The organism is Salinispora pacifica CNR114, from assembly GCF_000514775.1.
Classification (GTDB): Bacteria; Actinomycetota; Actinomycetes; order Mycobacteriales; family Micromonosporaceae; genus Micromonospora; species Micromonospora pacifica.
In genome coordinates, this window is the sequence record NZ_AZWO01000053.1 from 1 (window position 1) to 26,545 (window position 26,545).

The window sequence follows — 26,545 nt, forward strand, 5'->3', positions numbered from 1 at the left end:
GTGTTGCCGCGCACGCTGCATGTTGCGGAGCCGTCTCCGCAGATTGATTGGTCGGCCGGGGAGGTACGGCTGTTGACCGAGGCGCAGGGGTGGCCGGCGCTGGACCGGCCCCGCCGTGCCGGTGTCTCATCATTCGGCATCAGCGGCACCAACGCCCACGTCATCCTCGAACAGGCACCACCCACCGACCCATCCCCCACCGACGCAACAGCGACCGACATGCCTCCCGTCGACGCGCCCACGGCCGACGTCGCCCCGGTCGTCACGCCGCCCGTGCTGCCCTGGCTGCTGTCCGCCCGCTCGGCGGAGGCGTTGCGTGCCCAGGCCGACCTGGTCGCCGGCACCGGCGGCGCCCTCGACGTGGCCTACTCGCTGGCCACCACCCGCACAGCCTGGGAACACCGGGCCGTCGTGGTCGCCGCGGCCGGGGACGACGCGATCCGCGCCCTGCGCGCCGTCGCCGAGGGAGCCGACTCCGCCGAACTGGTGCAGGGCTCCCCGTCCGCCGGCAAGCTGGCCATGCTCTTCACCGGACAGGGCGCCCAGCGCCTCGGCATGGGCCGTGAGCTGGCCGCGGCGTACCCGGCCTTCGCGGAGACTTTCGCTGAGGTCTGTGGACACCTGGACGCGCAGCTCGACCGGCCGCTGCGGGAGGTGCTCTACACCGAACCGGACGTCGCCGACGCCGCGCTGCTCGACCAGACCGGCTACAGCCAGAGCGCGCTCTTCGCCATCGAGGTGGCGCTGTTCCGTCTGCTCGGCTCGTGGGGCATCCGGCCCGATCTGGTCGCCGGGCACTCCATCGGTGAGATCACCGCCGCTCACGTCGCCGGGGTGCTGTCGTTGCCCGACGCTGCCACCCTGGTCACCGCCCGGGGCCGGCTTATGCAGGGCATGCGCGAGGACGGCGCGATGGTGGCGGTCGAGGCGTCCGAGGCAGAGGTACGCCGGGAACTGGTCGGCCGGGAGGCGGAGTTGGGCATCGCGGCGGTCAACGGCCCGCTCTCGGTGGTGATCTCCGGCGATGACGACGCCGTCGGCGCGGTTGCCGACGGCTGGCGGGCGCGGGGCCACCGGACCAAACGGCTGCGGGTCAGCCACGCGTTCCACTCGCCGCACATGGAGCCGATGCTGGCCGAGTTCCACCAGATCGTGGCCGGTCTGGCCTTTGCCCCGCCGAGGGTGCCGGTGGTATCCAACCTGACCGGTCGGCTCGCCGATCCCGACGAGATCTGCACCCCCGAGTACTGGGTGCGGCACGTGCGGGAGGCGGTCCGGTTCAGCGACGGCATCGCCACCCTGCAGGCCGCCGGTGTCACCACGTTCCTGGAGGTCGGGCCGGACGCCGTGCTGACCACGATGGGTCGGGACTGCGTCACCGACATGGCGGACGCCAGCCTGGTGCCGGTGTTGCGCGGTGGTCGGCAGGAGGCGGCGACCCTGCTGACAGCCGTCGCCACGCTGCACACCCGGGGCGTCCCGGTCGACTGGCGGGCCTGGTTTGCGCCCACCGGGGCCCGGGTCACCGACCTGCCGACGTACCCCTTCCAGCGTCGCCGGCTCTGGCTCGACGTCCCGGCGGGCAGCGGGGGCGACGTGCCCGGCCTCGGCCAGCGTGCCGCCGCCCACCCGTTGCTCGGCGCGGTTATCGGGCTGGCCGGTGCCGACGGCACGGTGCTGACCGGTCGGCTGTCGTTGCGGACCCACCCGTGGCTGGCCGAACATGCCCTCGCCGGGACGGTACTGCTGCCCGGTACGGCGTTCATCGAGCTGGCCGTCCGCGCCGGGGACCAGGTCGGCTGCAACCTGGTGGAGGAGCTGACGCTGGAGGCCCCGCTGATCGTCCCTGAGCAGGGCGGTGTGGACCTCCAGGTGGTGGTCGGGGTACCCGACGAGGCGGGGCGCTGCCCGGTAACTGTGTACTCCCAGCCAGACGACCGCGTGCAGGGGTGGACCCGGCACGCCACTGGTGTGCTCGCCCCGGTGGCCGCCACCGTCCCCGCCGCGCCGACCGGCGGCGCCTGGCCACCGGCTGGCGCCGTCCCAATCGATCTTGACGGGCGCTACGACCGGCTTGCCGACTCCGGCTACCACTACGGCCCGCTGTTCCAAGGGCTGCGGGCCGCCTGGCGTCGGGATGACGAGGTGTACGCCGAGGTGGCGCTTCCGGAGGACGTCTGGTCCTCGGCCGAGCGGTTCAGCCTGCACCCGGCGCTGTTCGACGCGGTGCTGCACACCCTCGACCTGACTGGGACGGACCCGAGCGACGACCTGCTCCGGCTGCCGTTCGCCTGGCGGGGTGTCGCCCTACACGCCACCGGGGCGGCGGCGCTACGGGTGCGGTTGCGACGGATCGGGCCGGAGGAGGCCTCCTTCGAGCTGGCCGACACCGCTGGAGTACCGGTGGCCTCGGTGGCCTCGCTGGTGGTCCGGCCGCTGGCCGCCGACCAGCTTGGCGGGGCGCGGGCCGGCCGCCGCTCGTCGTTGTACCAGGTGGCCTGGACCCCGGTGCCGGCCCCGGAGACCTCCACGAACGACGCGACGGTGGTCCTCGGCGACGACGCCCTCGGCCTCGGGGCGCCCCGTCACCCGGATTTCGCGGCGCTCGCGGCGGATATCGAGCGGACCGGTACCGCGCCGCGGACCGTCGTTGTTGCCTGGCGTGCCACGTCGGACTCGACCGTGGCGGCGGCGACTGGTGCGCTCGCCCTCGTACAGGGCTGGCTCGCCGACGAGCGGTTCGCCAGCAGCCGGTTGGCGGTGGTTACCGCTCGGGCGATCGCCACCGCGGACGGCGAGGACGTGCCCCGACCGGTGGACGCCACCATCTGGGGTCTGGTCCGGGCCGCGCAGGAGGAGAACCCGGGCCGGTTGGCCCTGGTCGACCTGGACGGCGCGGATTCCACCGGGCTGCGAGCGGCGCTGGCCGTTGACACTGAGCCGCAGTTGGTGGTGCGCCGGGCGGAGCTGTTCGCGCCCCGGCTCGCGCCGCTGCCGGTGCCCGACGGCGAACTGCCCGTCGATCCGGACTCCGAGGGCACGGTGCTGGTCACCGGTGGTACCGGGGGGTTGGGCCGGCTGGTCGCCGAGCACCTGGTCACCCGGCACGGCGTACGGCGACTGCTGCTGGCCAGTCGGCGGGGCCCGGCGGCCCCGGGAGTGGAGGAACTGGTCGCCCGTCTGGCGGCGGCCGGTGCGGAGGTCACTGTGGTGGCCTGTGACGTGGCCGACCGGGCGGCGGCGGCAGCCCTGCTCGACAGGGTGCCCGCCGCGCACCCGCTGGTCGGGGTGATCCACGCGGCCGGTGTGCTTGACGACGGGCTGGTGGACACGTTGACGTCCGAGCGGACGGCGGCGGTGCTGGCCCCCAAGGCGGAGGCCGCTCGTCACCTGCACGAACTCACGCTGGATCGGTCGCTGCGCTGGTTCGTACTGTTCTCGTCGGCGGCGGCCACTCTCGGCGGTGCCGGCCAGGCCAGCTACACCGCTGCGAACGCCTACCTGGACGCCCTGGCCCAGCACCGGCGGGCGCACGGGCTCGCCGGCAGCTCCTTGGCCTGGGGCTTGTGGGCCGAGCCGGGTAGCGGGATGACGGGCCACCTCGGCGAGGTGGACCTGCGCCGGATGGCCCGATCCGGGGTGTCCGCGCTGTCCACCGGGGACGCGTTGGCGCTGTTCGACGCGACCGTCCAGGCGGGACCGGCGCTGGTCCTGCCGGTCCGGCTCGACCTGGCCGCGGTCCGGGCACGGGTGGAGGGCGTGCCGCCGCTGCTGCGCGGCCTGGTCCCCGTCCCGACCCGGCGGACGGCGGCCGGTGCGGCCGGTCCGGCGGCCGGGAAGCGGTCACTGGCCGACCGGCTGGCGGGTCTGACGCCGGACGACGCGGACCGGATGGTCACCGAGCTGGTCTGCGCCCGTGTCGCCGAGGTGTTGGGGCATGACCGTTCGCATGTGATCGACGCGGACAGGGGCTTTCTGGAACTCGGCTTCGACTCGCTCGCGGCCCTGGAATTCCGCAACAGCCTCGGGGCGGCCACCGGGCTGCGCCTGCCGGCGACGCTCATTTACGACTATCCCAGTCCGGCGGCGGTGGCCCGTTTCGTCCGGTCCGAGTTGACCGGTGTCCTGCGGGGCACTCCGTCGTTGGAGGCCGAGTTGGCCCGGCTCGAGGCGTTGATGGACGACACCGTGCCGGACGAGGGGGAGCGGGGCCGAATTACCCTCCGGCTTCAGGCACTGATGTCTCGGTGGAACGCCACGTACGGCGCGGCCGGTGCGGAGCCGGCCGCCGAGGACCTGACGTCGGCCACCGCGGACGAGCTGTTCGAGATTCTCGACGACGAACTGCAGGGGTCGGACTGATCGTCCGATCCCGGGATCCGAGGCCCGTTGGCGCCCACGGTGGTCGGCAGACTCAGGTCTCCCTTGCGCGGATGGGTGGGCTTTGGTCCACCTTCGGCGTGGGTCCATGACCGTATCGCGTGACCGTTCAACATCATACGGTAGTGAGCAGGCTTGGTGACGTTAGCCGGTGGCCACCACCAGGGTGGACGCGGGAGAGGCAGGGAGGATGCGGGTGCGACTCGAAGAGGGGATCGTGGCCAAAGTCACCCGGAACGGACAGCTTGAGCTTGTCTCCGAACGGAGCGGGTTGCGATACCGGTTCGGCGCGACCGCCGCCGCGATGTGGATCGCGTTGCAGCAGCAGGGCGGCTCGCTGGAGCGGGCGGCCGGTGTCCTGGCCTGGCAGTGGTCGGCCGATCCGGCGGCCACCCGACGGGATTTCGACGTCTGGCTGGAGGACATGCTCCGCGCCGGTCTGGTCCGGGTGGAGTGACGCGGTGGCACGAGCCGGCCCGGCGGTGGGGGTGACCCCTATCGAGCCCCCTGCCCCTGCGCTGGGAAGGTCATTGGTCGAGGAAGGGCGGAACCCCTGCCCGGTGGGCGGGGTCAGGCGCTGGCGGTGTGGTTGACCGCGCTGATGATCAGCCGAAGTGCCTCGGCCAGCTCCTCGCCGGACGGGGCGGCCTTGGGGTCGAGCAGCCGCTGCACTGTCAGCCCGGTCATCAGCGCCAGCAGGAACGAGCCGACGGCCTTGCGGGTCTCGTCAGTGACGTCCTCGCCGCCGTCGCGGATGACGAAGGTGGCCAGGGCCGGGCGGGCGCGGGCGTAGCTCTCCGCCAGTTGCGCCCGCAGCTCCGGACGGTGCTCGGCCAGCGCGAACGCCTCGATCCCGGCGACCCAGAGCGGCCGTTGCGTGGCGAACGACTCGACCAGGCCGGTCCACATCGATTCTAGTCGGTCCATCAGGTCGGGCTGGGTGCCGTCGCGCAGCACCCGGTCAATCTCGACGCCCCACTCCTCGAAGGCCTGCACCAGCGCTGCGGTCAGCAGCGCCTCCTTGGAGCCGAAGTGGTAGCCGATCGACGCCAGGTTGGTGTCCGAAGCGGCGACGATGTCGCGGGCGGTGGTGCGCGTGTAGCCGCGTTCGTAGAGGCAGTTCCTGGCCCCTACCAGCAGACGTTCCCGATGACCCACAGGCGCCACCCTACTCGGAACCACCCCCTTATTCACCCCACCGGATGTATACGCGCGTATAAAACCCCGTGTAGCTTTTGGCCATGGCTACAGCGCAGGCAAAGGCCGGTCGCCGCGAGTGGATCGGTCTCGCGGTACTCGTCATGGTGACACTGATCATCAGTATGGACATGACCGTGCTGTCGTACGCTCTGCCGTTCATCACGGCGGACCTTGAGCCGACCAGTAGCCAACTCCTCTGGATCACGGACGTCTACGCCTTCGTACTGGCTGGCCTGCTGATTCCGATGGGGACACTGGGGGACCGGATCGGGCGTCGGCGACTGCTCATGATCGGCGCGGCGGTGTTCGGCGCGGCGTCCGTGGCGACGGCCCTCTCCACCAGCCCCGGCATGCTGATCGGCACCCGGGCGGTGATGGGCGCCGCCGGTGCGACGCTCATGCCGTCGACCATGTCGTTGATCCGCAACATGTTCCACGACGAGAACGAGCGACGGGCCGCGATCGGGATCTGGGCGGCCGGCTTCTCCGCCGGTGGGGTCATCGGCCTGGTGGCCGGCGGCGCGCTGCTCCAGTACTTCTCCTGGGGCGCCGTCTTCGAGATCAATGTGCCGATCATGCTGCTCCTGCTGATCCTGGCGCCGTTGCTGCTGCCCGAGTTCCGCAACGCGGCCGCCGGGCGGCCCGACCTGCTGAGCACGGTACTGGCGTTCGTCGCGGTGCTGCCCATGATCTGGGGCGTCAAGCAGTTCGCCGAGGACGGCATGGACTGGCCGCCGGTGGCCGGCCTGGTCGCCGGACTGACCTTCCTGGCCGTCTTCGTGCTGCGTCAGCGGCGCCTCGACGACCCGGTGATCGATGTCCGGCTGTTCCGTGCCCCGGCGTTCAGCGCGGCGGTGGTGATGAATGTGCTCGCCAACTTCGCGCTGGTCGGGTTCATGTTCTTCATCAGCCAGTACCTCCAGTTGGTGCTCGGGCTGCGCCCGTTCACCGCCGGCCTGTGGTCACTGCCGGCCGCCGGTGCGGCGGGCATCGGCGCGGCCGTGCTGGCCCCGATGCTCGCCCAGCGCTTCAAACGCGCCTACGTCGCCGCCGGTGGCCTGCTGGTGGCGACCGCCGGTTGCGTGGTGCTCGCCCAGGTCGGCGACGAGTCGGGCCTGGCCCCCGCGGTGCTCGGCCAGGCGTTGCTGGCGGGTGGCGTCGCCATGGTGCTGACGCTGAGCGCCGAGCTGATCGTTTCTACCGCGCCCCCGGAGCGGGCCGGCGCCGCTGCCGGACTCTCCGAGACCGGCAGCCAGTTCGGTGCGGCCCTCGGCGTCGCGATCCTCGGCAGCATCGGCGCGTACGTCTACCGGCGGGAGCTCTCCGGCGAAGCACCGGACGGGGTGCCGTCGGAGGCCTGGGCTGCGGCCCGGGAGACGCTGGGCGGCGCGGTCGTGGAGAGCCGGACGCTCTCCACGACCGCAGCGGACACCCTGGTGACGCTGGCGCGGGCGGCCTTCACCGACGAGTTGCGGGCCGCCGCGATCGTTTCGGCCGGCATCCTGCTGGTGACGGCGTTCCTGGCGGCCGTGCTGCTGCGCAACGTGGGCGTGTCGGTGCCCGGGCAGGGCCCGTCCGGCGGGTCCGGCGACCCGACCCCCTCGACGGCCAACGGCGCGACCCACGTCGAGGGAACCGTGGCCGCCGCCGATGCCACCCCGGTCAACGCCGAATCGACAGCGACCAACGCCGTGCCGGCGGAGGCGACCGCCGACGCTGAGCCGGGTCCGGCGGTCCAGATCGGTCCGGAGCCGGCCGCCCCGTCGCCACCCCCCGGCCGGCCCACCCGGTGGCCGGACCGTACCGGCCCGGTCGGGCGGTGACGTTCCGCTTACCATGGAAGTATCAGCCTGGTGCGCCGGGTTGCGCAGCTCGCAGCAGTGGTGGGGCTAGGGGGGCCGGCGCTCCGCATAGGGGTTGTCCCGGCATTCCGGGCGTTCCTACGCTCGCTTCGTCAGAGGACACCGGTGCCGCACGAAGGTGCCGCGTGGCGTGCCGACCGGTCCGCCCGGCAGGGAGCAATGATGACGATCAGGTTGCGGCGCGGTTCGTGCGGACGCGCGATGCGCTCGGCGTACCGCTGGTCGTCCTGGTCACCCTCCCCGGGCACCTGCTCGGTGACAAGGAGGAGCGGGCGGGGTGGTCCGGCGCGGGGCGAAGCTGCTGCACGCCCTCGTCGAGGCGGCGGTTCCCCGAGTGCTGGCCGAGGCGCCACCGGGGCCAGGCCAGCCCGGGAACGTCCGGCTCCAGATGTCCCGCTGCGGAGGTACCCGCAGCGCCGATCCGTAAGGGACCAGTGATGACGGCAACCCTCGAGAACGACCTCTGGGTGCGGCGGTTCCATCCGGCGCCGTCCAGCGCGATCCGGCTGGTGGCACTGCCGCATGCCGGCGGTTCGGCCAGTTACCTGTTTCCGGTCTCCAAGGCACTTTCGCCCGCCGTTGACGTGCTGGCGATCCAGTACCCGGGCCGGCAGGACCGCCGACATGAGCCGGTGCTGGATTCGGTCACCGACCTGGCGGACGGGGTGTTCAATGCGCTGGGGCCGTGGCTGGACCGGCCGGTGGCGCTCTTCGGCCACAGCATGGGCGCGGTGCTCGCCTACGAGGTGGGCCTGCGGCTGCAACTGCGGACGGGCCGACCACCGCTGCGACTGTTCGTCTCCGGTCGTCGGGCCCCGTCCCGGGTTCGTGATGAGCGGTACGTACACACCCGGGACGACGCCGGGGTACTGCGGGAACTGGCCAGGCTGAGCGGCTCGGACCCGCGGGTGCTGGGCGATCCGGAGCTGCTGCCGATGATCCTGCCCGCGGTGCGGGGCGACTACAAGGCGGTGGAGACCTACCGGGCCGACCCGGACCAACGGCTGGACGCCCCGATCACCGTGCTCACCGGTGACGTCGACCCGATGACCACCCTGGACGAGGCGCACGACTGGTGTCGGCACACCACCGGTGACTGCGACGTCCAGGTGTACCCCGGGGGGCACTTCTATCTCAATGACCATGCCGGCGACGTGATCCGGCTGATCGGGGCCGAGCTGGAGCGGCTGTTGCCCAGCGAGCCGATCGGGTAACCGGGACGACGGTGACAGGGGGACGCCGGCAACCGGTGTGCCCCGGTTACCGTGCCCCTCAATCGGCGATCTTGGGGCCTGGTCCCGCGGTAGACCATGACCCGTGACGGGTCGTCGCTGCGGCGGCCATAGTTTCCCGGCTGACCATTGAACTGTCGTTGCTGTTCGTCTTTGTGTTCGTCCACGCGGAGGGGACTCCTACCCTCGGTCGGCAGCCGAATTTCGGCGGCTGGCCAACCTGGGCCACTTCCTGGCTCAGGGAGTAGCATTCGTGATGCCTTTGTCGCCAGGCCGGCACGGCTGATCAACACTGGAATTGATTTGTAATATTGCTGTCTTCCCACGCCTGACCGGCCAAGACGAACACCCTCCAGTTGGGATGCTCTTGGTGACGTGCCCGATCACCTGCGGCGTGACGTGCCTCGCCGGCTGGGGTGTCCGGCCGACCGGATCAGGGCGAGCGCGAGGTTGCGGAGGGCGGCCATCTCTCGCCGTCCTGCATCCACCAGTGGGTGCGACGCGCCGGTGGTCAGCCGCGCTGGTGACGTGCTCCAGCACGGTCGCCTCAGTCGGCCGACGTGACGTGTCAAGGCCCGGGATGAAGCGGTTCGAGCACCGGGTGCCCGGCGGACGCCGCGGGCCTGCAAGGGCTGCGGCAACGGTGACCGATCGCCGATACCACGGCGTGCCCCCCGGGAGCGGGTCCGTCGACCAGGTGCTGCCTGGTCCCCACTACCCGCCCCACCTCAGCTACCCGCCCGACGTCCACTCTGCCTCGCGATCATCCCGGCCGGCACCGAACGCGGTGTGGGAGGCCGGCAACGAGTGGCGCCTGTTCGCGGGCGACGACTGGCGTCGGAGCTTGTGGTCTACTGAGGACGAGTGCGCTCGTTCACCACCCCTACGCTGCCTCGCCGGTGGTGCTCAACAAGCCGAGCGAAGGTCAACCAAACCTAACTTTCGTCCTGGCGTGATATTCGGTGACGAAGTGTCACCATCCCACTTCCAACTTGTACGCGTGTCTAGGTATGCTGTCCTCGCCGTCGAGGCGCGGTGAAAGCGTCAATCCAATTGACGATCATCATTGCAAATCATGGTTTTCGGGCTGAGCTGCCCAGTAGCCGGGTGGGGCTCGGCGGACCGCATGGCATCGAGCCGAACCTCTTCGTCGGGGGCCTGTCCCGGTAGGCGGCTGCGCTCCGTTCGATGCGTCATCGCTGACAAAGGGAGACGGGTGGAACTCGTAGAGAGAGGCCGCGAGCTCGACATCCTGCGGGACCTTTACGCCGGAAGCGCCACGGGCAGAGGACGGGTCGTGTTGATCAGCGGTCCCGGTGCCACGGGCAAGACCGAGCTGCTGCGGGCCGTAGCCGATCATGTCGACACTGCAGGCGGGCTGGTGCTGAGCGCCACCTGCTCGCGGGCAGAGCAGATGCTGCCGGCCGCCGTGATGGGGCAGCTGTTCAACAGCGTGCCGCTGCCGACCGAGGTGATGCGATGCGTCGGCGCGTTCATCGGCCCCGAGGCCGCCACGACCAAGGGCGATGCCGATATCAGGGCCGTGCAGGTGATGTGCGGCAAGCTGCTCGACATCGCCCGGGACCGGCCGCTTGTCCTACTCGTCGACGATGTCGAGTTCGCCGACAAGACCACCCTGCAGACCCTGCTCTACCTGCAGCGCCGGCTCACCGCCGCACAGATCCTGGTGGTCCTCACCGAGTCGCCGCAACCGCAGCCGGTCAACCCCGAGTTCCGCGCCGAGCTAACCCGGCAGGCATGCTTCTACACCATCCAGCTGTCACCGCTGTCCGAGGCCGGAGTCGCCGAGGTGCTCCGGGGCTGGACCGACGACGAGACGGCTCTGGCGCAGGCCCCGGCGTACCACCGGATCAGCGGCGGCAACCCACTGCTGCTACACGCGCTCGGCGAGGACCGGCGTGCCGCCGGGCCGACCGACGCCACCGAAGCGGTCGTCGGCGACCAGTTCCGTCAGGCGGTCCTGGCGTGCCTGCGGCGGTGGGACCCAGCGATCCTGGCGACGGCTCACGGGCTGGCCCTGCTCGACGAGTTCGCCACCCCGGCACTGTTGGCCCGGCTGCTCGACAGTAAGCCGGCCCGGGTCCAGTGGGTGCTCAAGGCGCTTACCCTGTCCGGCCTGCTGGACGCGGGCCGGTTCCGACACCCCGCGGCGTGCGCGGCGGTGCTGCACGACCTGGACCCGGAGGCGCTGTCCGAGATGCACGCCCGCGCGGCGGAGCTATTGCACGCCGAGGGCGCCCCGGTTCCGGCGATCGGGGGTCACCTGCTCGCGGCCGGGGGTCTGACCGAGCCGTGGGCGATTGCTCTCCTACAGGACTCGGCGACGCACGCGCTCGCCGACGACCGGGTCGACGACGCGGTCGAGTCGCTCAAACTGGCCCACGAGATGTGCCACGACGCACCCCGTCGGGCAGCACTGACCGCAATGCTGGCCGACTGCCAGTGGCGGGTCAGCCCGGCGGCGGTCAGCCAGCACCTCCAGTCCCAACGCGACGCCCTGCGGGCTGGGCACCTCTCCGAGCGGCACGCAGCCGCGCTGCTGCGCTACCAGCTCTGGCACGGCCACCTGGAGGAAGCCCAGGAGACCCTACGGCACCTGCGGGACGCCCGACACCAACTGGACGCCACGACCGCCGCCGAGTTGGACGGGGGCGCCGAATGGTTGCGGCTGTACTTCCCGGTCGCCTTCGCGGGGCTCGACGCCGCCCCCGGCGCCACGGCGGCGACCACGCCGGTCCGCGCCCTGTCCCGCACGGACGGCTCGCTTGGGTGGGCCACGCCGTCCCTGACCACCGTGCTCACCGAAGGGGTGACCGACGAGGCGATCGCCCGAGCCGAGCAGGTGCTCGGCAGCCACATGCTGGTTGATGTCGGCCCGGAGTCGGCGCTGTGTGCGTTGCAGACGCTGGTCTACGCCGACCGGATGGACCAGGCGGTGCACTGGTGCGACGCACTCGGCGCGGAGGCCGGCTCCCGGGGCACCACCTGGCACGCCATCCTGTCCGACGTCCGGTCGCACATCGCACTCCGGCAGGGTGACCTGCCGCTCGGCGAGCGGTTCGCCCGCGAGGCCCTGGACGCGATGTCGCCGCACAACTGGGGCGTCGCGATCGGTTCACCGCTGTCCAACATGCTGCTCGCCAAAATCGGCCTGGACAAGCTCGATGAGGCCAAGGCCCTGCTCAGGTACGTCATCCCGGACGCGATGCGGGACACCTGGTTCTGGCCGCTGTATCTGCGCGCCCGGGGCCATCTACACCTGGCCGGGAGACGGGTGTACGCCGCGCTCGCCGACTTTGAGACCTGCGGGCATCTGGCCACCCAGTGGGGGATGGACCTGCCGACCCTGCTGCCCTGGCGGGGCGACCTGGCCCAGGTCTACCTGCGCTCCGGCCGGCCCGATCTGGCGCGGAAGATGGTGACCGAGCAACTCTCCCGTCCCGGCGCCCAGAGCATTCGCACCAGGGGTATCTCGCTGCGGCTACTCGGCTCGGCGCTGGACGTGAAGCAGCGGGTCAACACCCTGCGCCAGGCGGCCAACCTGCTCCAGGAGTCCGGTGATCGGTTCCAGCTCGCCCTGGCCCTCGCCGCCCTCAGCAGAGCGCACTACGGCCGGGGGGAGTTCAACACCTCACGGGTGGTGGCGCGCAGCGCCACCCAACTCGCCAAGGACATCCAGGCGCAGGCGCTGTGCCGCCGGCTGCTGCCCAGCGGCGACGCGGCCGGGGGCGACGAGGCGGACGCCACGCCGGAGCACGAGGAGATGTCCCGACTCAGCGACGCCGAGCAGCGGGTCGCGACCCTGGCCGCGCTTGGCCACACCAACCGGGAGATCGGCAAGAAGCTGTACATCACGGTGAGCACCGTCGAGCAGCACCTCACCCGGGTCTATCGGAAGCTGAACGTCCGGCGCCGCACCGAACTGTCGTTGGGGCTGCCCATGGACTCCGCTGGGGCCGGGTTGCTGGCCGTGACGTCGAGTGGCGCGGAGCAGTCTTGGCCGCAGTGGGAGTCGGCGCCGGTCCAGGCGAGCTGACCCGGTGTGGTCGGTCTGTAGGTGGGCCTAGGCCCACCTGTTCGGGTCATTAGCTCCATAGAATGGCGCCTGCTCGATTCATACCGTGAACAGGTACCCACCGCCGTTCGGCGACTTCTTCTGCGGGGGAGCATGAGGTGAACAGGAACAAGGACCGGCGGACCTCGGTTGACGGCGTGGACGCGGTGTGGCTGGACGACGTGCGTAAGGCGTACGGGCGCGGCGGGAATCGGGTGGAGGCACTGCGGGGCGTCACGATGAGCTTTTCGCGGGGTAGCTTCACGGCGGTGATGGGGCCCTCGGGTTCTGGCAAGAGCACCTTCCTGCACTGTGCGGCGGGGCTTGACGTGCCCTCGTCCGGGTCGGTGGTGCTGGACGGCAAGGAACTCAACGGGATGAACGAGAACCAGCTCACCCGGCTGCGTCGGGAGCGGGTCGGTTTCATCTTCCAGGCGTTCAACCTGATGCCGGCGCTGAATGTCGAGCAGAACGTGGGTTTGCCGTTCCGGTTGGCCGGCCGGCGGCCGGATCGTTCCGCTGTGGTGGAGGTGTTGGGTCGGGTGGGGCTGGCGGAGCGGCGCAGGCATCTTCCGAGTGAGCTCTCCGGTGGTCAGCAGCAGCGGGTCGCGATCGCGCGTGCGCTCATCATGCGGCCGGCAGTGATCTTCGCCGACGAGCCGACCGGCGCGCTGGACACCCAGACCAGCAGTGAGGTGTTGCAGTTGCTTCGGGAGACGGCGGCGAGCGGCCAGACGATCATCATGGTGACTCACGATCCGGTCGCCGCCGCTGCTGCGGATCGCGTGTTGTTTCTCGCTGACGGGCAGTTCGTCGGTGAGCTGGAGGCCCCGACCGCGGACGTGGTGGCGGAGCGGATGACGCACCTGACCGCATGGCAGCAGGGTCGCGCGCCGCAGTCCACCGGCCGGGGTGGCTTCTGATGATGTACCTCGCATGGCGCACCCTGCGCTACCGCAGGCTCGCGTTCATGGCGACCTTCCTCGCGGTCTTCTTCGGCGTGGCGCTGATCGTCGCCAGTGGTGGGTTGATGGAGACCGGTGTCCGGTTGGCGGTCCCGCCGCAGCGGCTCGCGGCGGCCGACGTCGTGGTGAGCGGTAAGCAGACCTATGGCGTGCCCAAGGAGGACCCACAGGACACCAAGAACATCAAGTCGGTCCCGCTGGCCGAGCGGTACTGGATCGATCCGGCGCTGGTCAGCAAGATCCAGGGGGTGCCCGGGGTCGAACGGGCCATCGCTGAGTCGTCCTTCACCGCCACCGTCGTCCGCGACGGGGCGCCGGTGATCGTCGGGTCCGGGTCGCTGGGCCACAGCTGGGAGTCGGCCGAGCTCGGGCCGTACCAGCTGGACGGGAGGCCACCCACCCAGGCTGGTCAGGTTGTCCTGGACCGGGGGGTGGCGCGGCTGGCGCAGGTCGGAGTCGGTGACCGGGTTGACATCGTGGTCGGCGGCGCCACCTCCTCCTTCCGAGTGACCGGCATTGCCGCCCCGCCGGGCGAGACGAGCCAGTCCGCGCTCTTCTTCTCCAGCGACGACGAGCGGCGGCTCAACCCACACGCCGGCAGCGCCGACGCGATCGGTGTGCTGGCGAAGCCCGGCACGGACGTGGCGGATCTGCGCGGCCGGATCGAACAGACCCTCGCCGACCGCAAGCTGGTGGTCCTCACCGGCGATGACCGCGGGTTGGCCGAGTTCCCCGAGGCGGTCGGCGGGCAGGCGCAGCTCATCCCGCTCGCCGGCGTCTTCGGCGGGATGACGGTCTTCGTGGCGATCTTCGTGATCGCCAGCACTCTGGGCCTGTCGGTGCAGCAGCGGCAGAAGGAACTCGCCCTGCTGCGCTCCATCGGCGCGACACCGCGGCAGATCCGCACGATGGTGCGTCGCGAGGCGCTCGTGGTCGCGGTCGGTGCGGCGATCCTCGGCTGCCTCCCGGGGGTGTTCCTGGGTCCGTTGCTTTACCGCCTGGTCTCGGCGGCCGGGGTCATCTCGCCGGTGGTCGAGTTCCACCAGGGCTTCCTTCCCTACCTTGCCGCGCCCGCCATCGGGATCTTCGCCGCCCTGGTGGCCGCCTACGTCGCCGGTCGACGCCCCTCCAAGATCCGGCCGACTGCTGGCATCGCCGAGGCGGCCCTGCAACGCAGGTGGGTCAGTTGGCCCCGGGTGCTGTTCTCCCTTCTCTTCTTCGCCGGCGGATTCGCGTTGATCCTGGTGACGGCGATCGTGATGGAGGGGCCGGTGGCCTCGGCCACCGCCGGGCCGGCGGTGATGTGCTGGGCGATCTCGATCGCCTTGATCAGCCCGGGGCTCACCCGGCTCCTCGCGGCCGTACTGAGCCTGCCGGTGCGGGCGTTCTTCGGGCTCGCCGGCTACCTCGGCACGATCAACGTGCGGACGCGGGCGGTCCGGGTGGCCGCTGCGGTCACCCCGATCATGCTGGCGGTGGCGTTGGCGGTGGCCAACTTCTACCTCCAAACCACCCAGAACGAGGCCGCCGAGCGTTACTACTCCGAGAACCTCCGTGCCGACGTGGTGCTCAGCTCCACCACCGGTGGGTTCCCCGCCGACACCGTCGAGGCGATCCGCTCCGCGCCGGGCGTCGAGGCGGCGTCGGCGTACGTCACCAGCGCCGGCTGGATCAACAAGCCGTACGACGGGTCGCACGTCGAGTCGCCGTGGCCCCTGCAGGGCGTGAGTGGCGCCAGCGCCGCCGCCATCACCGGCATCCGGACCGTCGCCGGAAACCTGGGTGACCTCACCGGCGACGCGGTGGCGCTGCCCGAGGTCGCCGGGAGGAACCTCAACCTCGGCGTGGGCGACCAGATCACCCTACGGCTCGGCGACCGGTCGGCGGTGGACCTGCGGGTGGTGGCGCTCTACCCGGCCAAGGAGGGGTTCGAGACGATCCTGCTCCCCGCCGACCTGCTCGCCGCGCACAGCACCACCGGACTGTCCCGACAGATCCTCGTCACCGCCGAGCCCGGCACCGACCGGGACACGTTGGTGGCCAATCTGCGGGAGGAGGTCGTCGACCATCCCGGCACCATGATCGAGGGACGCGAGGCGATCACCACCTTTGCCGAACGCACCAAGACCCTGGCGTGGGTCAACTATCTGCTCGTCGCGTTGGTCGCCGGCTACACCTTGATCTCGGTGGCGAACACCCTGATCGTGGCGACCGCTGGTCGCCGCCAGGAGTTGGGTATGCAGCGCCTCATCGGCGCCACCCGGCGGCAGTCCCTGCTGATGCTCAGTGTGGAGGCGGGCACGGTCACCGTCATCGGGGTGGTGCTCGGCACCATCGCCTCCATCGCCACGCTGCTGCCGTTCAGCATCGTGGTGCTGGGGCGACCGGTACCATCCGGGCCGTTCTGGATCTACCTGGCCGTGGTGGCGGGCGCGGCGGTGCTCGCCTTCGCCGCCACCCTGCTGCCCGGACGCCGGGCGATGCTCGCCCGGCCGGCGGAAGCTGCCGTCGCCGTGGAGTAGCGAGCAGCGCAACGACCAGTGGTGCCCCGGTGGCCCGACCGGGGCACCACTACGTGCCGTCGTCGGCAGGCCCGCCCCCGGGCCGGGGTGCTGTCAGGCGACGTCGACGCGGGTGCTGTTGAGGTAGGCCAGCACGGCCAGCACTCGGCGGTTGCTGTCCTCCGCCGGTGCCAGATCGAGCTTCGCGAAGATGCTGGTCGTGTATTTGGCGACCGCGCCCTGACTGACGATGAGGCGCTGGGCGATGGCCGTGTTCGAACATCCCTCGGCCATCAGCTCCAACACCTCCCGTTCACGCGGGGTCAGCATCGACAGCGGTTCCCGGCGGGACCGGACGGCCAGCAGCTGCGAGATCACCTGCGGGTCCATCGCGGTGCCACCGTCGGCGACCCGTCGAATGGCGTCCACGAACTGGTCGCTGTTGAGCACCCGGTCCTTCAGCAGGTAGCCGATGCCGCCGCTGGCGTCAGCGAGTAGCTCCTTGGCGTACAACTGCTCGACGTGCTGGGAGAGCACCAGGATGGGTAGCCCGGGGCAGCGGCGCCGCGCCTCCAGAGCAGCCTGGAGACCCTCGTCGGTGAAGGTCGGCGGTAGCCGCACGTCCACCACCGCCACCTCCGGGCGCAGGGTCACCAGCGCATCGAGCAGGGCCGGACCATTGTCAACCGCCGCGACGATTTCGAAGTCGTATGATTCGAGGAGCTGGACCATGCCCTGTCTCAGCAGGAAGAGGTCCTCGGCGAGTACAACGCGCACGGCAGCTCCAGGGTTGCGATGGTTGGCCCACCTTCGGGACTGCTGAGGACGAATGTCCCGTCGAACGTAGCACAACGCCGTTCGATGCCCCGGATACCGGTGCCGGTGCCGGCATCCGCGCCACCCTGGCCGTTGTCGACCACCACCGCGCGCACGGCACCGTCCTGATGGCGCAGGTCGATACTCGCCCGGTCGGCGTTGGCGTGCTTGACGATGTTGGTCAACAGTTCGGAGATGGCGAAATAGACGGCGGACTCCGCCGGCGCGGCCAATCGACCGGGCACGTCGGCGGTGACGGCGACGTCGATCGGGCTCTCCAACGCGATCGCCTGGACGGCGTCCGCCAGGCCGCGCTCGGCGAGTACCGGCGGGTGGATGCCGCGGATCAGGCAGCGCAACTCCTCCAGCGCGCTGGCGGTAGCGTTGCGTGCATCGACCAGCAGCATCTCCGCGGCATCCGGATTGGTACGCAGCTGGCGGGTGGCCGCGCCGAGCTTCATGCCGATCGCCACCAGCCGTGCCTGCGCGCCATCATGTAGGTCGCGCTCGATCCGGCGTAGCTCGGTGGCCTGGATGTTGATGACGTCCGACCGGGTCTCCGAGAGGTGCCGCATGCGGGAGGCGGTCAACGCTCGCCCGCTCGGCCCGAGCAGTGCTCTGGCGAAGTGTGCGTGCCCGGCGACCAGCCTTGGGGCCGCGGCCAGCCAGACGACGAACACCGTCAGGCTGACCAGGGCCCCGACCCCCACCCGTGGCCAGGTGTCCATCGGGGTGAAGCCGTACCAGAAGTCCACCCCGGACTCCCGTATCAGCATCCAGAACCCGGAGGAGAGCAACAACCCCTCCACTGCGTACACCAGCAGAGTGGCCGGCAGCAGCCCGAGCACGAAGCCGACCGCGGCGTTGAGCAGCAAGAATAGTAGGTCACGCCAGCTTGCCGGGTCGGTGAGGATGAATCGGCAGCGCTGCACCCAGCCGACTACCCCCGGCTCCGACGGCCTTCCGGGAAGGTACGGCGTGGCGATGGTGACCCCGGAGCGGGCGGCGAGTTCCCGGCACAGCCCGGTCAGCCGGCGGACCAGCGGAGTGAGCAGTGGCAGCAGTAGCATCCCGACGCCGAGCAGGATGAACGCCGTGGCGAGGGTGGTGGCGACGAAGAGGACCAGACTGAGCACGGCGGTGGCCGCGAGCACCACGCCCCGGCCGGTCGCCCGCAGGGCTCGCGACAGGGCCGGCCGGATGTGCGCGATGGTGATGGCGTCCACGCCGAGCAGGCGGCGCAGCCGGTGGGGGCCGACGCGTTCCGGATCAACCGGGCGGAGTGGTGACCCCGGCTCGGCTACCGCGTCGCTGGTCAACTCGCCCATGGATAGGAGTGTCCCACGTCGGGGTGAGACCTGGGCTCCTGAGTGGTCCCGGTGGGCCGGCCGTCACGGCGGTCCGGCGGCGGCGTGCCGGTGAGACCGGGGTAGGGGTCCGTTAAGGGTTGGCGTGGCCGGCGGCGGACCCTAGCGTGTGGGCCACGCGCTTCGTCGACGTCGGACGCCGTCCGGCGCCGGATGCCGTCGGCGACGGTGCGATGTTCCGGGAGTCGGTGCGGTACGGGGCTACCCCTGACCGTCGTCGCCGTACCGGGCCAGATGAGGGGACCGCACCGATGAACGCCGGTATTTACGCCGTCAGCGATCTGCACGTGGCGTACCCGGAGAACCGGAGGATCGTCGAGAGCCTGCGGCCCCACGCGGCAGGCGACTGGCTGATCGTCGCCGGCGACGTCGCCGAACTCTTCGCCGACGTCACGTGGGCGTTGACCCTGCTCAGCGAACGGTTCGCCAAGGTCATCTGGGCGCCTGGCAACCACGAGTTGTGGACCCACCCCCGAGACCCGGTCCAGCTGCGGGGCGACGCCCGCTACCAGGCCCTGGTGCGGCGGTGCCGGGACCTCGGCGTGACTACTCCCGAGGACAGCTTCCCGGTCTGGACCGGCGTCGGCGGGCCGCTACTGGTGGCGCCGCTGTTCGTCGGCTATGACTACTCGTTCCGCGAGCCGGGCGTCACCAGCAAGGAGCAGGCCCTGGCCCGGGCCCACGCCGCCGGCATCGTCTGTGCCGACGAGGTCTTCCTCCACCCCGACCCGCATCCGAGCCGGGACGCCTGGTGCCGAGCCCGGGTGACCAGGACCGAGGACCGCCTCACCGACTGCGATCCGACCGTGCCGAAGGTCCTGGTCAACCACTACCCGCTGGTCCGCACGCCCACCGACATCCTGCGGTACCCCGAGTTCGCCCAGTGGTGCGGCACCGAGCTCACCGCCGGATGGCACCGCCGCTTCCACACGCGCACCGTGATCTACGGCCACCTACACATCCCCCGAGTCACCTGGCACGACGGGGTGCGTTTCGAGGAGGTCTCCGTCGGCTATCCCCGGGAGTGGCGCCCCCGCGGCCACCCCGCCTCGTGGCTGCGCCCGGTGCTGCCCACGCCCGCACCGGTCTGACCTTCGCCCCGACGAGGCAGCTGCGGTCGATCGTCGGCCCAGCAGAATGGTGGATTGGCTCCGGTAGCAGGGTTCGCCCGTTGACCAGCAGCGCCAGCCAGGGCGCCTGGCCGGCCCCGATCGGCACTCCCGACGAATCCCGGTCCGAGGCGGCCCGGACCGGGATTTCCTCACGTCGCTGCCAGGTCTGGCCGAGTCAACGCCGCCCGGCGCTCAGGACTGCTGCGGCCGCGGCCGCTTGATGAACTCGATGACCTCGCCGTTGGGGCCGTACACGAAGCTGACCTCGAGGGTCATGGCGGTGGCCCCCTTGGTCTCGATCCGCGCGGGCGCCATCAGCGGACGGGCGCCGCCGGCGACGGCCCGCTCGAAGAGCACGGCCGGCTCCTCGGTACGGATCGCGAAGTGCACCAGGGTGGCGGCTCGCGCCCGCTCCTCGTCGCTCGGACGGGGCTCGGCGTCGAACTGCCGCGCCGAACCGCCGGGCGGGGTGGAGGCGGCGTCGAAGAGCTCGATCACCCGGTCGTCGCCGGCGTCGAGGAAGACGCAGCGGTTGACGCCGGCCTCGGGCGCGCTCCACTCGTGGGCGACCCGGAAGCCCAGTGCCTCGGTGTAGAAGCGGACGCTGGCGTCGATGTCGTAGGTGCGCAGGGCGATGTGGTCCAGGCCCAGGTTGGAAATGGGGGCGGTCATGCTGGTTCTCTCCTTGGGGATGGGTGTGGTGCGGGATGGAACAAGGGACGGGGTCAGCCGGTGCCGGCGGCCTCGCGGCCCAGGTAGCGGTCGGCGGCGTCCAGCGGTGCCAGCCCGTCGACGTTGATGAGCTTGTCGATCGCTTCCACTCCCTCGTTGCCGAGGTGGAGGCCGCGTAGCCGTTCCAACGCCTCGGGGGCGATGACGTCCATGGCGCGGTTGGTGATGACCGGGCTCGCCGCGTCCACTCCGCCCAGCAGGCCCTTGGGCTCGGACAGCGGCCGCAGGCCGTGGAGCAGATTCAGATACTGTGGCCGCCAGAGCGGAATCACGAACCATTCGCGCTCGGCGATACCGCGCTCCACCCGGCTGATGAAGGAAGATTCGGTCCCCGGTTGGAACGCGTAGCCGTGCCGATCGAGACCGTATTCACGGACCATCTGGGCGGAGAAGCGGCTGATGCCGGCACCGGGATTGATGCCGTCGATGGTCCCGGTCATTCGGTCGGCCACGTCGGGGCGGGCCAGGTCGGCGACCTCGCCGACCGCGTCGGCCGGGACGTACGGGGGTACCGCCCAGACGCAGTACGGCTCGTAGTGCGCGGGCAGGACCTGCACCTGGTCGCGGTATGCGGACAGGTATTCCCCGTGGCTGGAGGGCAGCCAGGCCGAGACGAGCACATCGACCTCTCCCGTGGCCTGTAACTCGAAGAGCCGCTGGTGCGGTGCCTCGATGGTGCGTACTTCGTGCCCGGAATCCTCCAGAACGCGGCGGGTGACCGCGGCCGCGGCGCGGTGGAACGACAGCGAGATGTTCCCTACCATGAGCGCCGGCTGGCGAATGCCCGTGTCCATGCGAAATTCCCTGCCTTTCGCGTCGGGTGTTGTGAGAACCGGGAGGACCGGAGTTCCCCGCGGCGGAACCAGATTGCACCCACCACACATCATGCGTCCAATGACAGGAAATTTTTGACTCGATAAGCTGAGTGCATGGCTACGCTTCGTCAGCTCGAATACTTCGTGACGATCGTCGACGAGGGGTCCTTCACCCAGGCTGCCGCCCTGCTCAACATCACCCAGCCCGGACTGTCGCACCAGTTCCACGCCCTCGAGAAGGAGATGGGCGGCCGCCTCCTGGAACGCCTTCCCCGCGGCCTGCGGTTGACCGCCGCCGGTCGTGCGATGCTGCCGTCTGCCCGAGCGGCCCTGGCCGACGCCCGCCGGGCCGTCACCGCGGCCCGGCGCGCCACCGGGGTCGCCTCGGGGGAGCTTCAGCTGGCGACGCTCTACTCGGTGAGCTACGGCATTCTGCCCACGGCACTGGCGCTCTGGCGTGCCCGGCACCCAGATGTGCGCGTCACCCTGTTCGAGCACCGGCACACCACCGAACTCGCGGCCGCCATGGCGGACGGCGAGGCCGACATCGCCATCGGCCCGCCCCCGCCCAGTTGGGAGGGCCCCATCCGGCACCTGGGCGCGGAGGAGTTCTTCCTGGTCACCCACCCCGACGATCCCCTGGCCGAGGCCCCCGGCGGCAGGGTCCGCGTCGCCGACCTCGCCGAGCGGGAGTGGGTGCACTTCACCCCCGACAGCGGCCTGGCTGAGCTTCTCGACCGGGCCTGCGCCGAGGCGGGCTTCCAGCCCCGGATCACCGTGCGTACCCAGCAGGCGCCGTTTGCGGTCAACTTCGCCGCGGTCGGGCTGGGTCTGGCGCTCGTCCCTGGGAACACCGTTCCTCCCCATTTCGACGCGGCGCTGATCCGCCCGGACCCCGCGCTGCTGCGCCCCCTGACCGCGTACACCCGCAGCCAGCCCGACCCCATCACCCACGCCTTCCTCGACATGCTTGCCGAGGAGGTCCCCCTCACCCCCACCCACGTCCGCCAGCGCTTCCCCGCCCTGGACGTCGGGAGACCTTAGAGCCACCGGCGGTAGGCGGTGCGATGTTTGTGTCTGGTGAGCGACATGACGGCGGGTAGCTGGCGCCTTGGTAGGCCACGGCTGGTGACGATGATCGTTTCCGGGCGCAGGCGGGGGCCGACAGTCATGGCCGCGCGGTGCGGTGCGCAAGGACCTGGGCCTGGACGGCCCGTGCCCTGATGAGGTGCTCAGGGTTCGTACGGGTAACACCTGAGCGATTCGGTCCGGGGAACACCTGATTGATCTTGGTGGGGCGCATGGGCAGGGTGAAACCATGTCATCGCAACCGCCGTCGAAACGCTCGACCCGCCCCCAACTGTCGCGCCGCGCCGTGCTGACCGGTAGTTGTCTTGGTCTGCTCACCGCCGCCGGCGCTACGCTCTGGGGCGATCCGCCCTCAGCGGCCACGGTCAGCGATCCCGCGGTGGGCGCCATCCCCGAGGACCGGCTGTTACGGCCGTGGGGACGGTTACCCACCACGGCGCGTATCGGTACCGGAATCACGGTGGGGCCTACCGGGGAGATAGCTCTGCTGCACCGGGCGGGGACCGCGTTCGCCCACGACGCGGTCATCGACACGGACACGGTCGTCGTGCTGAACCCGCGCGACGGCACGGTGCGCCGGACCTGGGGAGCGGGACGGTTTCGTTCCCCTCACTCGATCACCGCCGACAGTGCGGGACGGTTTTGGGTCACCGACGTCAGTACCAACAAGATCACCACGTTCGACGCGGCGGGGCGGCAGGTCGGTGAACTGGGCCACGACTATCCCACCGGGCTGGAAACCTGCCTGCGAGTACGGAACGTCCTCAGCAACCTGCCGTGCACCCTCGACGAGTACATCTTCGCCCGCCCCACCGACGTGGCCGTGTCGGCCGACGGGTCCATCGTCGTCACCGATGGTTACCGTAACTCCCGGGTGGCCCGGTTCGACACGCACCGCGTGCTGACCCGCCAGTGGGGCGAACTCGGTGACCAGCCGGCACAATTCAACATTCCGCATGGGGTGGCCCTGGACAGCAATGGAGCTGTGTACGTCGCTGACCGGCGCAACGCGCGAGTGCAGGTCTTCAATGCCGACGGGTCGGTGCGGCACGTGTGGCACAGCAGCGCCCTGGGCCGTCCTTACGACGTCGCGATCGGTCCAGACGACGCGGTCTACGTCCTCGACGGCGGAGATCTCCTGGATGAGAACAACGGTGAGCAGCGCGGCTACGTTTGCCGGCTGTCGACCGCCGGGCAGGTCACCCACCGGTGGGCGCTAGCTGACCAGCGCGCCAACCCCCACCAACTCGCCATCGGTGTCCGGGGGGAGATATACGTGGCCGCTCTTGCCGGTGCCCCCCTGTGGCGATGGGCTTCCCAGTGAATAGTCTCGCGACGGCAGTAGGGGTTAACGGAGCCGGGTGGTGGGTTGCGTGTCCCAGCGATAGCGGGTCCGCGCTCGGTGGATGAGCTGACGGACGGTCACGATCGCTGTGGCCAGGTACGGGTAAAAGGATGACCTTGGTGTTGCGGTCGATGCAGCGGCGGATCTTGCCGAGGTCGTTCAGCCACGAATTGGTGCGCTCGACCACTCACCCGCCGCCGGCAACGCCCGCCGATGTGCGCGCGGCGGTTGAACGCGGCGAGCTTTTCAGCGCCCTGAATGCGATGGTGGGTGTCGCCCGTACGGCGACGGGGACTGGAAGGAACTGCAGGACCTCTATCTAGCGCTACTCGATCACGAGGATTGCCAGTAAAGGCACTCGCCGCCACGTGTTTGGGCCACCCGGCGAGGGTTTACGGACACATGCACCCCGTCGAATCATGTCGAACGAAACATCTTCCGCGATCAGAATGTCTACGTCAGTGTGGAATGCAACTGTGACTGAGAGCCCGAACACGGACTCCAGATCGTGCTGCGAGACGGCCGAGCCGTAGCCGAGGTCGGCCCATACGACGGCCACCTACCAACACGGCCGCATTCAACCGCGACGACCTAGAATGTGTTGTCTACCACCGGCTGAGGTGGCGCATCAGCTGTGGGCCGCTCGATGCCGGCAGCCGCAATGGTCAGCTGCGGCGACTCGCCGCAGCCAGCCCGGGCGAGGCGACGAAGGTGGAAACCGGTTGGCCCGTGCCCTGGGCCAGCCGGTACTGTTCGCCCGCCAGAAAGGAGTGCCATGATGACCGAGACGATGATTCTGTGGCGGCCGACCGGCCCCGAGGAGTTGGAACTCGTGTGCGCCTCCGGATGGAAGGCGTGGCCGCCGCGGCTGCCCGAGCAGCCGATCTTCTACCCGGTCCTCAACGAGCGGTACGCGACCAAAATTGCCCGGGAGTGGAACGTGGGTGCTTCCGGGGTCGGCTATGTGACCCGGTTCGAGGTGGACCGGGTGTTCGCGTCCCGCTATCCGGTCCGGCAGGCCGGCGGCCGCGACATCCTCGAGCTCTGGGTGCCCGCCGAGGAACTCGATGAGTTCAACCGGCACATTGTGGGGCTGATTGAGGTGGTTCACGAGTTCCGGCCGGGCAGCGGAGGGGCTGGCTTCCGACGACGAACTGTTGCGCCTCCCAGAGATTATCCGCTCCGGCAGCCACGGGAAGGTGGACCGATGACAGCAGCCGAGGATACCGATCGCATCGCTGAATGCTGATCTCCCAGTACGTCTACTTCGGGCTGAGGTCAACGACCATGCCCGCGGTGGAGATTACGGCACGCCTGGGAATCGAGCCGGATGAAGTCACCACCCGAGGCAGCCGTCACCCGGCTGATCCAGTGTTCCCGGCTGCACACTGCTGGAAGGTGGTCTGTCGAACGCCGAGCATGACTGTTGACGAGCAGATCGCATGCATCGTCGATCGATTGTTCGGGTACGCCCCACTGATCGGTGCGCTCGTGGCGGAACTTGACCGGGCGGATGGTGGTCCGGGGTCGGCAGTCCTTCAAGTCGTACGGGCTTTCGGGCACCCTGCAGGCGAACCGGAGGACCTCCCCGGGCCGATTGACGGACTGGAGAAGCTACCGGGACAGCATCAGTTGCTGGGCTGGCACCTTGACCGGCCGACGCTGGAGTTCCTGCGGCTCACGGGTGCCGAACTGGACATCGACGAGTATGCCTACGACTGGTGAGATGCGGGGTTAGCCGCCGGGAAGGTTGGACCCACTGAGCCACTGGTGGATTGCGGAGAAGTCCGTCTCGGTCAGGCCGACGGTCGGTTCGATGCGTGGCAGCAGTGCCGGTCCGGGGTAGCAGTCGGCGACCCATCGGCGGTCCCGTTCGGTTGTCTCGTCGTCGAGCCAGACGAAGGGGCGTCCATCAGCCCATTGGGCGAGGAGCGCGGTCTTCCAGTGTAAACCGTCGGTTCGTGTGTCATCGCTGTCAGGCCACTCGACGACGGGCAGATCCGGAAGCCCGAGCCGGGGCGAGACAACCTCGTTCGCCTCGGCCATCCAGGTGGTGGCCCAGACCAACTGGCAGTCCAGCTCAAGCAGTCGGCGCCCGTCATTCGAGTCAAGCCGATCGAGCAGCGGGTTGCCGCTATCGCTTGGGCAAGCCGTACGACTGCCAGGGCGGGCCTTGAACGGGATGAGCGTTCCGTCGACGTCCAGAAAGATCAGGGGGCGCTTATCGAGGTCGGGCAGCACGATCAGATCATATCGATGTCATCTGCAGGGGGTGTTCGGATGTCGGCCACGCTGCTGATGGGGCGTCGGGTGTAGGCCTCAGCGCTAATCTCCGAAGTCAAACGCGAAGGTGCCATCCTCGATACGGCCGATGAACTCGCCGACCTCATCAGCTTGCCGGATGGCGTCGTCCCAGCCGGTGCTGCTGATGTCCGCCAGCAGGACCGGTGCGGGATCGCTGCGCAGGTCGAGCATGAGATATTCGCGGGATCCGTCGCCGCCGATGATTGCGAGTCCGGGGTGGGATTTGTTGCTCTGCTTCCATGCGTGGTGTTGCTCAAGCATTTCGTGTGGTGTGTTGAGTCGCACATAGGACTCTGTTCTCGTCCACCCTCGGCGAAACCAGGACGGGCCTTGCAGATATGCCCGCCATCGGGCTGGCAACGCTGCCCCGAGTGCATGCTCTGCGTCGGTGAATTCCTGGTCGCTCACGGGACCGCGGTAGTCGGCCTCTTCGACCTGACCCAGGACGGTTGCGCTGTGTTGGTCCAGCACGGTGAGCAGGCGTACCTGCAGGGTTCCGGCAAGTGACGATATGGCCGTTTCAGTCGAGTCCGAGTAGTTGGAGTGGCCGGTATGGGTTTCGGCTGTTGTGGCGTAGGGCTGCAGCGATGGTGGTGATGCCGGTTAGCCGGAGCAGGTTGATCGCCGTGTTGCGCAGAGTGGCCATGGCGCGGGGTGCGTTGCCGGTGCGTAGGCNGCTGGCGTCCTCGGCGTAGGTGGTGTCGCGGATGTGGTGCAGAGTTTCGATGGCCCAGTGCCCGCGCAGCCAGT

At 69.9% G+C, this 26,545-nt stretch carries 19 protein-coding genes and 2 pseudogenes; 14 read left to right on the forward strand and 7 right to left on the reverse strand.

Annotated features, from left to right (window positions below; genetic code table 11):
• Together B118_RS0123045 and B118_RS0123050 are read left to right on the forward strand one after the other, a co-directional pair.
• On the forward strand, positions 1 to 4,362 hold the full coding sequence (locus B118_RS0123045) for a type I polyketide synthase (protein ID WP_272945116.1): 4,362 nt from the start codon (positions 1 to 3) through the stop codon (positions 4,360 to 4,362).
• Positions 4,363 to 4,570: 208 nt separating this feature from the next.
• A complete protein-coding gene (locus tag B118_RS0123050; RefSeq protein WP_018219215.1) occupies positions 4,571 to 4,837 on the forward strand; it encodes a hypothetical protein in 267 nt (88 codons plus the stop codon).
• 113 nt (positions 4,838 to 4,950) lie between these two features.
• Here B118_RS0123050 and B118_RS0123055 read toward each other — a convergent pair whose 3' ends face one another.
• On the reverse strand, positions 4,951 to 5,538 hold the full coding sequence (locus B118_RS0123055; RefSeq protein WP_018219216.1) for a TetR/AcrR family transcriptional regulator: 588 nt from the start codon (positions 5,536 to 5,538) through the stop codon (positions 4,951 to 4,953).
• A gap of 83 nt (positions 5,539 to 5,621) precedes the next feature.
• On the opposite strand from B118_RS0123055, the gene B118_RS0123060 reads away from it, so the two are divergent.
• From B118_RS0123060 to B118_RS0123085, 6 genes and pseudogenes are all read left to right on the forward strand, one after another.
• On the forward strand, positions 5,622 to 7,403 hold the full coding sequence (locus B118_RS0123060) for an MFS transporter (RefSeq protein WP_018219217.1): 1,782 nt from the start codon (positions 5,622 to 5,624) through the stop codon (positions 7,401 to 7,403).
• Between the two features lie 164 nt (positions 7,404 to 7,567).
• Positions 7,568 to 7,779 (forward strand): annotated as a pseudogene (locus B118_RS33230) (carboxyl transferase domain-containing protein); the annotation flags it as partial.
• 100 nt (positions 7,780 to 7,879) lie between these two features.
• The gene (locus tag B118_RS0123070; protein WP_018812456.1) at positions 7,880 to 8,656 is read left to right on the forward strand and encodes a thioesterase II family protein; all 777 of its coding nucleotides are present in this window, start codon (positions 7,880 to 7,882) and stop codon (positions 8,654 to 8,656) included.
• A 1,234-nt stretch (positions 8,657 to 9,890) separates the two neighbouring features.
• Positions 9,891 to 12,731, forward strand: a complete 2,841-nt coding sequence (locus tag B118_RS0123075) for a helix-turn-helix transcriptional regulator (protein ID WP_026185108.1) — start codon at positions 9,891 to 9,893, stop codon at positions 12,729 to 12,731.
• Between the two features lie 137 nt (positions 12,732 to 12,868).
• Positions 12,869 to 13,672 (forward strand): ABC transporter ATP-binding protein, encoded by an 804-nt coding sequence (locus B118_RS0123080; protein WP_028193518.1) that lies wholly within the window; start codon positions 12,869 to 12,871, stop codon positions 13,670 to 13,672.
• A complete protein-coding gene (locus B118_RS0123085) occupies positions 13,672 to 16,236 on the forward strand; it encodes an FtsX-like permease family protein (protein ID WP_018812458.1) in 2,565 nt (854 codons plus the stop codon). Before B118_RS0123080 ends, B118_RS0123085 begins: the two co-directional genes overlap by 1 nt.
• A 93-nt stretch (positions 16,237 to 16,329) precedes the next feature.
• Here B118_RS0123085 and B118_RS0123090 read toward each other — a convergent pair whose 3' ends face one another.
• Positions 16,330 to 16,992, reverse strand: coding sequence for a response regulator (locus B118_RS0123090; RefSeq protein ID WP_018219225.1), 663 nt, complete (start codon positions 16,990 to 16,992; stop codon positions 16,330 to 16,332).
• On the reverse strand, positions 16,956 to 18,359 hold the full coding sequence (locus B118_RS0123095) for a sensor histidine kinase (RefSeq protein ID WP_028193519.1): 1,404 nt from the start codon (positions 18,357 to 18,359) through the stop codon (positions 16,956 to 16,958). The genes B118_RS0123090 and B118_RS0123095 overlap by 37 nt, the downstream gene beginning before the upstream one ends.
• Positions 18,360 to 18,649: 290 nt before the next feature.
• Between B118_RS0123095 and B118_RS0123100 the strand changes: the two genes are divergently transcribed.
• Entirely contained in the window at positions 18,650 to 19,489 is an 840-nt protein-coding gene (locus B118_RS0123100; protein WP_028193520.1) for a metallophosphoesterase family protein, read from the forward strand.
• 213 nt (positions 19,490 to 19,702) lie between these two features.
• Here the strand turns inward: B118_RS0123100 and B118_RS0123105 are convergent, their stop codons facing one another.
• Together B118_RS0123105 and B118_RS0123110 are read right to left on the reverse strand one after the other, a co-directional pair.
• Positions 19,703 to 20,182, reverse strand: a complete 480-nt coding sequence (locus tag B118_RS0123105) for a VOC family protein (RefSeq protein WP_018219228.1) — start codon at positions 20,180 to 20,182, stop codon at positions 19,703 to 19,705.
• A gap of 53 nt (positions 20,183 to 20,235) precedes the next feature.
• Positions 20,236 to 21,036, reverse strand: coding sequence for a glycine betaine ABC transporter substrate-binding protein (locus B118_RS0123110; protein WP_028193521.1), 801 nt, complete (start codon positions 21,034 to 21,036; stop codon positions 20,236 to 20,238).
• A 135-nt stretch (positions 21,037 to 21,171) separates the two neighbouring features.
• On the opposite strand from B118_RS0123110, the gene B118_RS0123115 reads away from it, so the two are divergent.
• The 5 genes and pseudogenes from B118_RS0123115 to B118_RS31110 all read left to right on the forward strand — a co-directional run bounded on the left by B118_RS0123115 (position 21,172) and on the right by B118_RS31110 (position 25,216).
• Positions 21,172 to 22,101, forward strand: a complete 930-nt coding sequence (locus B118_RS0123115) for a LysR family transcriptional regulator (protein WP_028193522.1) — start codon at positions 21,172 to 21,174, stop codon at positions 22,099 to 22,101.
• A gap of 331 nt (positions 22,102 to 22,432) precedes the next feature.
• Entirely contained in the window at positions 22,433 to 23,470 is a 1,038-nt protein-coding gene (locus B118_RS0123120; protein ID WP_018219231.1) for a peptidyl-alpha-hydroxyglycine alpha-amidating lyase family protein, read from the forward strand.
• Positions 23,471 to 23,999: 529 nt separating this feature from the next.
• The gene (locus B118_RS33965) at positions 24,000 to 24,086 is read left to right on the forward strand and encodes a hypothetical protein (RefSeq protein WP_420329471.1); all 87 of its coding nucleotides are present in this window, start codon (positions 24,000 to 24,002) and stop codon (positions 24,084 to 24,086) included.
• A gap of 183 nt (positions 24,087 to 24,269) precedes the next feature.
• A pseudogene (locus tag B118_RS28990) lies at positions 24,270 to 24,620 on the forward strand (ADP-ribosylation/crystallin J1); the annotation flags it as partial.
• A 113-nt stretch (positions 24,621 to 24,733) separates the two neighbouring features.
• On the forward strand, positions 24,734 to 25,216 hold the full coding sequence (locus B118_RS31110; protein WP_080677933.1) for a DUF4279 domain-containing protein: 483 nt from the start codon (positions 24,734 to 24,736) through the stop codon (positions 25,214 to 25,216).
• A gap of 9 nt (positions 25,217 to 25,225) precedes the next feature.
• On the opposite strand, the gene B118_RS0123135 is transcribed toward B118_RS31110, so the two are convergent.
• The gene (locus B118_RS0123135; protein WP_018812466.1) at positions 25,226 to 25,732 is read right to left on the reverse strand and encodes an HAD domain-containing protein; all 507 of its coding nucleotides are present in this window, start codon (positions 25,730 to 25,732) and stop codon (positions 25,226 to 25,228) included.
• Between the two features lie 84 nt (positions 25,733 to 25,816).
• Positions 25,817 to 26,203 (reverse strand): hypothetical protein, encoded by a 387-nt coding sequence (locus B118_RS31990; RefSeq protein WP_155256594.1) that lies wholly within the window; start codon positions 26,201 to 26,203, stop codon positions 25,817 to 25,819.
• Positions 26,204 to 26,545 lie beyond the last annotated feature (342 nt).

Excerpts from the sequence above, each read along its gene's own strand:
- B118_RS0123100 (WP_028193520.1), top strand. The coding sequence starts at position 18,650 with ATGAACGCCGGTATTTACGCCGTCAGCGATCTGCACGTGGCGTACCCG.
- B118_RS0123115 (WP_028193522.1), top strand. The coding sequence starts at position 21,172 with ATGGCTACGCTTCGTCAGCTCGAATACTTCGTGACGATCGTCGACGAG.
- B118_RS0123095 (WP_028193519.1), bottom strand. The coding sequence starts at position 18,359 with ATGGGCGAGTTGACCAGCGACGCGGTAGCCGAGCCGGGGTCACCACTC.
- B118_RS0123050 (WP_018219215.1), top strand. The coding sequence starts at position 4,571 with ATGCGGGTGCGACTCGAAGAGGGGATCGTGGCCAAAGTCACCCGGAAC.
- B118_RS31110 (WP_080677933.1), top strand. The coding sequence starts at position 24,734 with ATGCTGATCTCCCAGTACGTCTACTTCGGGCTGAGGTCAACGACCATG.
- B118_RS0123105 (WP_018219228.1), bottom strand. The coding sequence starts at position 20,182 with ATGACCGCCCCCATTTCCAACCTGGGCCTGGACCACATCGCCCTGCGC.
- B118_RS0123110 (WP_028193521.1), bottom strand. The coding sequence starts at position 21,036 with ATGGACACGGGCATTCGCCAGCCGGCGCTCATGGTAGGGAACATCTCG.
- B118_RS0123085 (WP_018812458.1), top strand. The coding sequence starts at position 13,672 with ATGATGTACCTCGCATGGCGCACCCTGCGCTACCGCAGGCTCGCGTTC.
- B118_RS0123060 (WP_018219217.1), top strand. The coding sequence starts at position 5,622 with ATGGCTACAGCGCAGGCAAAGGCCGGTCGCCGCGAGTGGATCGGTCTC.
- B118_RS0123070 (WP_018812456.1), top strand. The coding sequence starts at position 7,880 with ATGACGGCAACCCTCGAGAACGACCTCTGGGTGCGGCGGTTCCATCCG.